The 11,382-nt window shown below is 36.6% G+C and carries 7 protein-coding genes; 6 read left to right on the forward strand and 1 reads right to left on the reverse strand.

What is annotated here, in order from left to right:
* Positions 1 to 73: 73 nt before the first annotated feature.
* Positions 74 to 1,375 (forward strand): L-cysteine desulfidase family protein, encoded by a 1,302-nt coding sequence (locus EKM79_RS03235; RefSeq protein WP_246005609.1) that lies wholly within the window; start codon positions 74 to 76, stop codon positions 1,373 to 1,375.
* Positions 1,376 to 1,421: 46 nt separating this feature from the next.
* On the opposite strand, the gene EKM79_RS03240 is transcribed toward EKM79_RS03235, so the two are convergent.
* The gene (locus EKM79_RS03240; RefSeq protein WP_125565840.1) at positions 1,422 to 3,443 is read right to left on the reverse strand and encodes an Ig-like domain-containing protein; all 2,022 of its coding nucleotides are present in this window, start codon (positions 3,441 to 3,443) and stop codon (positions 1,422 to 1,424) included.
* A 247-nt stretch (positions 3,444 to 3,690) separates the two neighbouring features.
* On the opposite strand from EKM79_RS03240, the gene EKM79_RS03245 reads away from it, so the two are divergent.
* The 5 genes from EKM79_RS03245 to glgA all read left to right on the forward strand — a co-directional run bounded on the left by EKM79_RS03245 (position 3,691) and on the right by glgA (position 11,353).
* A complete protein-coding gene (locus EKM79_RS03245; protein ID WP_125565842.1) occupies positions 3,691 to 5,379 on the forward strand; it encodes a hypothetical protein in 1,689 nt (562 codons plus the stop codon).
* 346 nt (positions 5,380 to 5,725) lie between these two features.
* Positions 5,726 to 7,600 (forward strand): 1,4-alpha-glucan branching protein GlgB, encoded by a 1,875-nt coding sequence (gene glgB / locus EKM79_RS03250; protein ID WP_246005610.1) that lies wholly within the window; start codon positions 5,726 to 5,728, stop codon positions 7,598 to 7,600.
* A gap of 12 nt (positions 7,601 to 7,612) precedes the next feature.
* On the forward strand, positions 7,613 to 8,758 hold the full coding sequence (locus EKM79_RS03255) for a glucose-1-phosphate adenylyltransferase (protein ID WP_125565846.1): 1,146 nt from the start codon (positions 7,613 to 7,615) through the stop codon (positions 8,756 to 8,758).
* Positions 8,755 to 9,921, forward strand: a complete 1,167-nt coding sequence (gene glgD / locus EKM79_RS03260; RefSeq protein WP_125565848.1) for a glucose-1-phosphate adenylyltransferase subunit GlgD — start codon at positions 8,755 to 8,757, stop codon at positions 9,919 to 9,921. The genes EKM79_RS03255 and glgD overlap by 4 nt, the downstream gene beginning before the upstream one ends.
* Complete coding sequence (glgA, locus tag EKM79_RS03265; RefSeq protein ID WP_125565850.1) at positions 9,914 to 11,353, forward strand: glycogen synthase GlgA; 1,440 nt, start codon at positions 9,914 to 9,916, stop codon at positions 11,351 to 11,353. Before glgD ends, glgA begins: the two co-directional genes overlap by 8 nt.
* Positions 11,354 to 11,382: the final 29 nt, after the last annotated feature.

Raw genomic sequence — 11,382 nt, forward strand, 5'->3', positions numbered from 1 at the left:
TGGAGTTCTTTTTTTTGACTAAGTATGTTATGTTTTTAACAAAGTATACAAATATCCTAGAAAGGAAATAATCATGTTTCAACAAGCGGGTACAGGAAAAGGTAGTTATGAAAAAATGTTCATTAAATCGCTTAAGGAAGGTGTTGTTCCAGCAACTGGATGTACGGAACCAATTGCGGTAGCATACGCTGCAGCTAACTGCATGCCATATCTAAGTGGTGATATTCAAGCAATTGATGTAAGTGTATCTCATAACATTATGAAGAACGCTATGGCAGTGATTGTCCCTGGAACGGGTAGGCCAGGGTTGTTGGTGGCTGCCGCCGCTGGAGCAATTGCCGGTGATCCTGCTGTGGGCTTGAGTGTTATTTCTAAATTAAGTGATGAGCAGCTTCCAAAAATCAATGAACTAGCTGATTCCGGCAAGATTGTTACACATATTGCTGAAGTTGAAGATGACTTATACGTTGAGGTTACAGTGTCAGATGCAACGGATAAGGTAAGAGTCTGTATTGCTGGCGATCACACAAATATATTCTTAATTGAAAAGAATGATAAACCACTATATTCTAAAGATCGTCCGGCTACACATGCGATATCAGAAACTAAACAGTTTTTGCAGACGGTCAAATTAAAAAATATCTGGGATTTTGCGTTAACTGAGCCGCTAGCTAATATAGTTTTTATGCGTAAGGCTGCTAATTTTAACTTGGCACTGGCAGAGGATGGATTCCAACATGACTATGGAATTAAGTTAGGTAAGTCTCTTAAATCATCTAGGCTTCAAAAAAACACTAGTTTGACGGAACAAATCATTTCTTACACTGCTGCGGCTTCGGATGCTCGTATGGGTGGTTCACAATTACCAGCAATGTCTAATTCGGGTTCAGGTAATCAGGGAATCACTGCTACAGTGCCAGTTTGTATTGTGGCTAGACATGAAAAGTCTAGTGAAGAGCAGTTGATTAGGGCTTTAACATTGTCACATTTAACAGCACTTTATATTCATGCCTTTTTACCTGTGTTATCGGCATTTTGTGCGACGGATTCAGCCGCTATGGGTGCCGCGACTGGTTCCATTTACTTGCTGACAAATGATTATTACCAAGCGTGTTCAGCTATTAAGAATATGATTGGCGATGCCGCCGGAATGGTTTGTGATGGTGCAGGATGTTCTTGCGCAATGAAAGTTGCAAGTTCAACATCATCAATGTGTCGTGCAGTCGATTTAGCGATTCAGGGAGTGGAAATTCCTTCGACTAATGGATTGGTCCAAGACGATGTGGATCAAACTATTAGGGGGTTGGGTAAGTTGGTTACCAATGGCTTCGGAAAAACTGACAGTGAAATTTTGAATGTTATGATGAATAAATAAACAGAGCGCTACAAAGTACAACTGTACTTTGTAGCGCTCTGTGTGTCTAAATACTTTCAACGACTGACCATTTCAACTCAGTGTTATAAATGCCAGCGGTTAAATTATTATCGTTCATGTGTAGTAAAATTCCATTTTCTTTGGCCCAGCCAATAGACGGTACTGGATTTCCTTCTTTAGTTACTTGAATTACATGATCGTGACCAAGTATATCGTAGCCAACTCCATCTTCGTAAAACCTTAAGTTTCCTAACAACTTAACATCCTCCGCATTTATGAAGTCACTAGCTTGTTGAACACGGATTTCTGTATTCGGCTTGTTACGACGTTGATCGTCTATTTCAACGATATTTTCAGGTTCATTTAGTTCGTCTGGACGATAGATAGTTTCGTTAGCTGAGAATGGGGTAATAACTCCAAAATCAATATTTTTAACGTTTATTTGAATTTTGTTAGTTGAGTAAGTAATAGCTTCTTCATCACCACTGCTATGATAATCATCAGGGTTGGAAACTTGCCCAACTAAGTATGGTGTCGTTCTCTGAGTACTAAGTTCATCAATTGCGCCAACGGTCATGGTTACTTTTACTTCGTGGCTTTGTTTAATAGAGAATCCTAGGTTTTTAATGATTAATTCCTTGGTACCATCTTTATTGTTAGAAATAATTTCATAGTGATCATTAGATAATTCTTCATTATCTACCACGACCGAATTTATGGTAGAGCTTTCTCTGATTGGAAAATGATAAGTACTATTAGTTAGAATTCCTGTATTACTATTGTTTGTAATCGTGGCACTTTCTAAGATTTTATCTTCTTCATTTACACCAAATAAATGAAGATCGCTATCTAGTTCATCTTGATAGCTAGTGTTAGTAATACTATTTTGGATTTTTATATCAGGAGAGCCATCGGGTATAACGGTCAGAGTAGCTTTGTTAGTAGTGTAGCTCTTGTTGATGGCACCCAACTTAACGTTAATAACAGCCTGGTATTTACTTTGATTGTCATCTTCCATATTTGTAGCATCGGTTGTTATTGACATAGGTCCGTTTAATTCATTGTCTTTATTTATCTGAACCCTAGATCCATCAGGGTTGTCACGATACCACTTGATTGTGTACTCATTTGTGCCACCGCTATTATCTCCACCATCGTCTTCATCATCGTCATCGTCGCCGTCATCAATATCGTCCAAATTACCTAAATTACCTTCAATGGAAAATGTTGCTTTATTGCCGGCATGAACCGTTTGATCTTCAAGACCTTGTCCGACTTTAACTTCTTTAGTTGCATAAATGTCATCACCAATTGGATTATGAAGAGTACCGATAACCGTTACAGTACCATGAACTTCCGGTTTAGTTACGGCTGTTAGAAGTCCAGTGTCTTCGTTGATAGTTGCTAGGGATGGATCATCAACACTCCAAGTCACTTCACCGGTATAGTTGGCAGGAATTACATCTGCATGAGCATAAGTAGATGTAGCGGCCATATCGAATGAAGTACTGTAAATATAATCGTCATCTGTCCTGATCGTCATTTCCTTACCATCAGTGGGTTCAGGGACTGTGTGCACAGCTGCAACGTGTGAATAGATTTTTTTGGCAAAGTAATTCCAAATAAGACCTTGCCATTGTACTTGTAACTGATAGTAAGTAGTTTCATCAGCTTTTTTACCGGTTACCACGAGGTTTTCTTTTGTTCCACCATCAGACTTGCTGACCTTGGTCCATTCTTTGTCACCAACTTGATATTTATACCATTGATATCGAGGCGTTCTAGTAAGTGTTGTAATTGCATATACTGCTGAACGAGCCGAGTCAGTCCGCAAAGTTGTTGTATTATCGACAACAACATAACTGTCCTCTTTAGGTTGTAATGCGAAACCAGTTGTTAGCCAAATACCGAAGAATTTTTTTACGTCTTTGGTTGGCTTATGATAATAGCCGACATCCTCTGCAGTAGTGTCGGTTTCATCAGCGTGTACATTTAAGCCTGAAATTTGGAAGCAGGCTATAGTTAATAAGAGAGCGAACACAGTCAGAATAAACTTTTTAAGCCGCATAAATTCTCTCCTCACTTATATGGTGATATAAGTTTAACATTATATACTATGTGTATTGATTCATTTTGTACAAAAAGTATTTTAATAATATGGGTTATTCTTGCGCTGTAATCAAGGTTAAAAATAATGCATAATAAAAGATCATTTTTCCAGTATGCCCATAATTCATAAACTAATAAACTGCTACAATGTAAATAGGTATATATAGAATGCTGTATGATGCTTTTGATAAGAAGATGAGATAAGAATGAAAAATAAAAATAGACAAGTTCTATTTGCTTTAGTAGTTACTTTCGGTTTGATACTCACTTTTTTCACTGCTATTAATACTTATGCGGCAACGGGTACTAGTACTGAAACCGCCAGAATAAATAATGTTATGATAGACAATGGTAATTACAAAACGAAGATTGATTTCAAGATGACTAGTGATGGCAGTCAGCTGATTTTATATTCGCCTGATTATGACAATTTAGATATAAATTATCTGAAGGCAGAACTAGGTAATTCAAATGTTGTTACGAATAAAAATGGCGATTATGTAATCGTTAATTTAACAAATGAATTGAACAGTAAAAATTCAGGTTCGTTCAATGTTGAAATGAAGCAATTTAATGATGATAACTTAGCTATTAGAGACATGAATGGTAACAACTTGGCTGTAAGAAGTTTGACGCCAGTTGATAGGGCCAATGAGAATGATTCAGATAATATTGATGTCTCAAATAAACCGGTTTTGAGATTAGTCGATTCTGGTACTAGTTCAAGTCCGATTGGAACTGAAAATAGTTATTATGTCACCGGTAATTGGTACGACTATGATAGTAAAAATGTGGCATTGTACTACAGCCTAGACGTTAATGATCCTTCTAAGGCATCTAAAGTTGCTAGCTATACTCAAAGTGAATCCGATGGACATAACTTAGTGGTTCACTCTTTTAGTGAAAATATCAATTTATCTGGTAAATCAGGTAATCATACTGTTTATTTTTGGATTAAAGATTCTGATGGAAACTGGTCTAGTGTTAGTAGCAGTGTGATTAATGTCGCTGCTACCAATAAAGTGTATTCTGGATTCAGTCCGGCTAGTGCTTTGTTTGCTTCAAGGGCACTTGTACCTGCTGCAGCTACTGCGGGCAATTCTGTAGTAAAATTGATACTTACAAATAATGGAATCGATACTCCGAATACTTATACAGCAGATAATCCATACATGAGTAAATCTACGGGGTTTCAATTCAAAGTGTACATAAACACCCCTAATGTTGATGTCTACCATGCAACAGTGTACTATGAAACGGATGTGGAAAGTCAAAAGGTATATATAAGTACTGGGGGAGGATTTAACAGTACAATAAATGTTCCAGCTAAAATCAATACTTCTTTGTATACGGATAATAAATTGCATTATGTAAAGGTAATGCTGCGTCAGTCAAAGCAATTAGGGAGTGTAATAAGTAATGATCCTAACGGACAAATATTAGCCAGCGATACTCTCTATTTCAGAACTGGGTATAGTTTGGCTGTAGATCCACCAAAAAGTATAGATTTTGGTAGCTATATGCCAGGAGGTGGAAAATCACCAATTCTAAATGCCAACTTAGATGGTTCCAAGTTGTTAGTTATTGATGGTCGTAATGTTGATAATTATCAAAAATTACAATTAATAACACATAATTTGAAAAACTCGACCGGCAATCAGCTGGGCGGCAATATTTATTGGGGAAATACGCCATATGAGTATGGCTCTCCTATCGATATAAGGAATATTGATGGCCCAAGTTCAAATAACACTATTAAGACTTATGATTTATCCAGTTTATTGGAGCAGAATTTAAAGATGAAATTGGATACAAATGATTTATCGTCAGGAACATATGATGCCAATTCTTCTATAGGAAATGTATGGACGTGGCAATTTGTTTCCAGTTTGTAGAACTCTTAGGAGTTCTATTTTTTTTTGCGTAATTTAATTATTGGTATACCTGAAAGATAAATCGCCATATTGTGTTTTTGTGATTTTTTCACTCTTTAAAATAAATTATTTTCTTAATCAAAAATAATATTATATATTTTTTTACAAATCCACTGGTTGAGCCTATAATTGCACCACTCATGGCTGATATAACAGTAATACTCACTGTATATATACGGCTTGTAAATAATATAAGTAATTTCATATAAAAGCAATACAATGGCTACAAACTAATTTATAATGAGTTTGTAAACAAGAATTAATTAATTATTTCACAATTTATCTAAAGGAAGTGATTAATTTGGTATTGAAATATAATTTAGCAGAAAGTGGCTATTTATTTAACACTGGGAAGTCTTATAAAAGTTATGAGTTTCTGGGGTGCCATGTTCTAAAAAACGGAATAACTATTTTTAACGTTTGGGCTCCACATGCTAAATCAGTAGCTGTTGTAGGAGATTTTAATGGATGGCATGATTCTGAATTAACCGCAATAGATACAACTGGGATTTGGCATGGTGAGTTTCGTGATGTTGAAATTGGTTCTTTGTACAAGTTTTCAATTACTGATTCTAATAATGAACGACATTTAAAAATTGATCCTTATGCTAGAGAGTTTGAAAAAAAACCTGGGGATGCGGCAGTAGTTGTTGGACCCATAAATAAAAAATGGCATGACAGTTTGTGGTTAGCACGTCGCAAACGTAGTGACATTAAAAAACGACCGTTAAATATTTATGAACTACATTTAGGTTCATGGCGACGTCATGAAGATGGTAGTTACTATACGTATTCCGAAATTGCGACCGAATTGATTCCCTATATAAAGAAAATGGGTTATACCCATGTTGAACTTATGCCAGTTATGGAACATTTACTTGATGCTTCTTGGGGTTATCAACAATTAGGGTATTTTGCAATAACCAGTCGTTTTGGCAATATTGATGGTTTCTTAGATTTGGTTGATAAACTTCATCAAGCTAATATTGGTGTTTTAGTTGACTGGGTTCCGGGACATTTCATCCGTAATTACGATGCATTGTATCAATATGATGGAACAATCACTTATGAGTATCAGGATGAAAATCGAGCTGATAATCGTGGATGGGGTGCGTGGAATTTTGATTTAGGCAAAGCGCAAGTTCGAAGCTTCTTAATTTCAAGTGCTTTCTATTGGTTGGAGCAATGTCATTTAGACGGCCTCAGAGTAGATTCTGTTTCAAATATGCTTTATTTGGATTATGACATTGGTAAAGAAGGATTAAAGAATGATCAAGGCGACAACCGTAATTTAGAAGGCATTGAATTCCTCCAGAAGCTCAACCAGATTGTCCACGAAGAACACCCAGATGCTTTGATGATTGCCGAAGAATCTTCAGCTTTTGCAGGAGTCACTAATGCTGTGGAAGATGGTGGACTTGGTTTTGACTTTAAGTGGAATCTGGGTTGGATGCATGACACATTAAAATTTTTTGAGATGGACCCACTGTATCGGCATGATCACTTTGATTTATTAACCTTTGCTTTTGTATATATGTATAATGAAAAATTCATTATGCCGTTCTCACATGATGAAGTTGTTCATGGAAAAAAGTCATTAATGCATAAAATGCCTGGAGATCGGTACAATCAATTTGCTAATTTACGAACAATGATCACATATCTTCTGGCATTTCCCGGTAAAAAGTTAACTTTTATGGGCTCTGAATGGGGACAATTTCTTGAATGGCGTGATTGGACTTCCTTAGAGTGGGTAGACTTAAAGGACCCGCTTAATAATAAAATGCAAAAATTTACTCAAACACTTAATCAAACTTATCGTGATAATAAGCCATTATGGGAACAAGATTATGAATCAAATGGAATGATTTATTCAAATACAGACGATGCTCAAAGTTCTACTATGGGATTTATTCGGCAAGGAAAACGAAAGCATCAGTTTGTAGTCGCAGCATTTAATTTTGTACCAGTTGAACGAAAAGATTATCGAATTGGAGTTCCATATGCAGGTGAATATGAACTATTAATTAACACGGAGGATAAGACCTTCGGAGGTACTTGGACAAAACTGGAGACGAAGTTTGTCGCTGATAAAACACCGTTTCATGGGCAACCTGCAAGCTTTATATTGACGCTTCCAGCCATGGGAGCATTATTGATTCGACCAACCAAATTGAAGTAGGGGTGAGTCATTATGACAGAGAAAAATGAAATGTTAGCAATTATTTTAGCAGGTGGACAAGGTACTAGATTAGGGAAATTGACTAAGTCAACCGCAAAACCAGCAATCCCCTTTGGCGGACGTTATCGTATTATTGACTTCACATTAAGCAATTGTGCAAACTCAGGTATTGATACAGTAGGCGTCATAACGCAGTATCAACCTTTGGAATTGAATGCTCATATTGGAAATGGATCAAGTTGGGGATTAGACGATCAAAATGGTGGTGTAACGGTGCTACAGCCTTTTTCATCTAGTGAAGGTGAGAAATTCTTTGAGGGAACGGCTCATGCTATTTATCAAAATATCGAATATATTGATCAACAAAATCCTGAATACTTACTAGTTTTGTCAGGTGATCATATTTATAAGATGGATTATGGTGCAATGCTTGAATATCATAAGGCAAAGAAGGCTTCCTTAACTGTTGGAGTGATTCCAGTAACAATGGAAGAGGCAAAGCGCTTTGGAATGATGAATACAGATGAGACAGATCGTATTATTGAGTTTGAAGAGAAGCCAGAGCATCCTAAGAGTGATAAGGCATCAATGGGAATTTATATTTTTAATTGGCCAACTTTAAGAAATTATTTGACGACAAGCTTTACCACTAATAAGACATTAGAGGATTTCGGCAAGAATGTTATTCCTATGTACTTAGCTAACAATGAGTCAACTTATGCATATGCCTTTGATGGTTATTGGCGTGATGTTGGAACGATTCATAGTTTATGGCAGGCTAATATGGAATTTCTATCACCGCATAATAGTTTAAATATTGGTGATCGTAATTGGCGTATTAATTCTAAGGCACAAGTTTTACCTCCAATGTTTTTGACCAATACTAGCAACGTTAATAATTCCATGATTGTTGACAGTTGTTATGTAGCCGGTGAAGTTGATCATTCTATTCTTTCACAGCGTGTCTCGGTTGGAACGGGTAGTCGTATTGTTGATAGTATGATTATGCCTGGTGCAACTATCGGTAAGAATGTTGTTGTCGATCACGCTTTGGTTGGCGAAGAAGCTGTGATCGGTGATGGTGCAGAAGTCAAAGGAACGGATAAAGATATCGCTGTGGTAGGTTATGGCGAAGTTGTGGGGGTTAAGAAATCATGAAACATAACAGTGTGAGTGCAGTAATTAACTTAGTTGAACCATGGGAGAAACTTGAACCCTTAACGCAAGATCGTCCAGTCGGAACATTACCATTTGGTGGACGCTATCGATTGATTGATTTCCCATTATCCAGTATCGCAAACGCTGAAATTCAAAATGTAATGATAGCTTCGCCACGATCAGGACGCTCAGTGTCTGATCATATTAGAAGTGGTAACGATTGGAATCTTGATACTATCCGTGGCGGATTATTTAATTTTCCATATAACGATTTGTCATTAATTGCTCCAGAAAAAAAAGAAACATTGATTCATCACTATTACGACAATGCCATTCTTTTCTTAAAGAGAAGTAATAGTGAGTACACAGTTGTCATGGGTACAAGAAATATTTGTAATATTGATCTGAAAGCACTATTGCGCTATCACAAAGAACGTGATAATCGTGTGACGACTGTATATAAGAGTGTTAGTGCATCAGAAATAAAGCCAACTAATACGGTCTTGCAATTGACCGAGAATGGTATGGCAACGTCGATAGTAGAAGCATCTAAAACTATTCCATCTAGTGAAGGGAAACTGGCCAAAGATCTCAATATTTATTTGATGAGTACAGTAGATTTAATTGATATTTTGAACGAAGCTAATCAACGTGGTGACTTAATCAGTTTGGAACGCTTGATGAAACAAGCAGTTATCCAACACAACGCTAATGCGTTCGAGTATACAGGCTTCTTTGCCAATATTCATGATATTTCAAGTTACTACAAAGCAAGCATGTCGATTTTACATGAGGATAATTTTAGAGCACTATTTTATAGTCAACGTCAGATCTATACTAAGGTTAAAAATGAAATTCCAACTTTCTTTGCTAAGAGTTCACAGGTAAAAGGCAGTCTCTGCGGTACCGGCGGTTATATTGAAGGCAAGGTCGTTAATTCAGTTATTTTTCGTAATGTATTTATTAATCGCAACAGTCTAATCAAGGATTCTGTAATTATGCAAGGCACTAGAATTGGCGTTGGAACTACTATTGAGAATGCTGTTATCGATAAAAATGTAGTTATTGGACCAAATCTAGAACTAAAAGGTACAGCGGATGATCCCTTAGTTATTGGCAAAGGGAAACGGATATTCAGACAAGCGGAGGTCACTAATGAGTAGAGTTTTATTTGCAGCTGCTGAAGCAGCACCATTTTATAAGACAGGTGGATTAGGAGACGTTAGCTTAGCTTTGCCCAAGGCATTGATCAAAGACGGGGTTGAATTAAGAGTCGTAATTCCGTATTACAAAAAGTTATTTCCTGAAAAATATCGTACAAAGATCAAAGAGTTAATGTACTTTCAGGTACAAGTTGGGGCTAAATCAAAGTATTGTGGAATTAAAACTCTAACTTTAGATGGAGTCGATTACTATTTGATTGATAATGAGGAATATTTTGGTCGCGATAATATTTACGGATATTGGGATGATGGCGAAAGGTTTGCATTTTTCCAATTAGCGATATGTGAAATGTTGGAAAAAATAAATTATATTCCTAATGTCATTCATTGTAACGATTGGCATACAGCTTTTATTCCCGTTTTATTGAAGGATAAATACAACTGGATCGATTCATACCGTCATATTAAGACAGTTTTAACGATTCATAACATTCAGTTTCAAGGCGTATATGATCCCGTTATTCTTGATAGTCTATTTGGTATTGGCATGCGAACCTTTGATGAAGGAACGGTTGAATTCTACGGAAATGTTAATTTTATGAAAGGTGGAATTTATTGCGCGGATGCTGTTACGACAGTTTCACCTAGTTATGCCGAAGAGATTCAAACTCCTGAGTTTGGAGAAAGTCTAGATGGGATCTTACGTGATAATTCATATAAATTACAAGGAATCGTTAATGGAATAGATACGCAAATTTATGATCCAGCTACTGATCCTAATATCTTCTCTCACTATCAAGTTGATGATATGAATAATAAGGTTAAGGACAAACATGATTTACAAAAATCTTTAGGACTTCCACAAGTCGATGTTCCGATTTTTGCGGTAGTATCAAGGTTAACTAGACAAAAGGGTATGGATTTGTTACTAGATACTTTAAATGATTTCTTGCATAAGTATGATGCGCAAGTCATTGTTTTGGGAACCGGTGATCCGGATTTGGAAGCTGGATTTAGAGGTTATCAAGAAGCCTTTCCAAATAAATTTGTAGCGGCCATTGAGTTTGATGTTAGATTGGCACAGCAGATCTATGCCGGCAGTGATGTCTTTGTAATGCCTTCAGCTTTTGAGCCTTGTGGGCTTTCTCAAATGATGGCAATGCGTTACGGTAGTGTTCCACTAGTTCATTCTGTTGGTGGTTTACGCGATACTGTAAAGCCTTATAATCATTTTACTGGTGAAGGAACTGGCTTTGGATTCAACGATTATCGCTCAGAAGTTTTAGGTAAGATGATGGGATATGCTTATAACTTGTATTGTGACGAACCCAAGGCATGGCAGAAGATTAGATTTCAGGGAATGAAGAAAGATTTCGGTTGGCAAAAGTCAGCACAAAAATACCGCCAGTTATATCAAGAATTGTCTGACTAAGTTTTCCTAGCGGTTGATGGGAGTTAAAA

Source organism: Companilactobacillus insicii, from assembly GCF_003946015.1.
Taxonomy (GTDB): Bacteria; Bacillota; Bacilli; order Lactobacillales; family Lactobacillaceae; genus Companilactobacillus; species Companilactobacillus insicii.

Coding starts and splice junctions, on each gene's coding strand:
- EKM79_RS03235 (WP_246005609.1), top strand. CDS start 74: ATGTTTCAACAAGCGGGTACAGGAAAAGGTAGTTATGAAAAAATGTTC.
- EKM79_RS03240 (WP_125565840.1), bottom strand. CDS start 3,443: ATGCGGCTTAAAAAGTTTATTCTGACTGTGTTCGCTCTCTTATTAACT.
- EKM79_RS03245 (WP_125565842.1), top strand. CDS start 3,691: ATGAAAAATAAAAATAGACAAGTTCTATTTGCTTTAGTAGTTACTTTC.
- EKM79_RS03255 (WP_125565846.1), top strand. CDS start 7,613: ATGACAGAGAAAAATGAAATGTTAGCAATTATTTTAGCAGGTGGACAA.
- glgD (WP_125565848.1), top strand. CDS start 8,755: ATGAAACATAACAGTGTGAGTGCAGTAATTAACTTAGTTGAACCATGG.
- glgA (WP_125565850.1), top strand. CDS start 9,914: ATGAGTAGAGTTTTATTTGCAGCTGCTGAAGCAGCACCATTTTATAAG.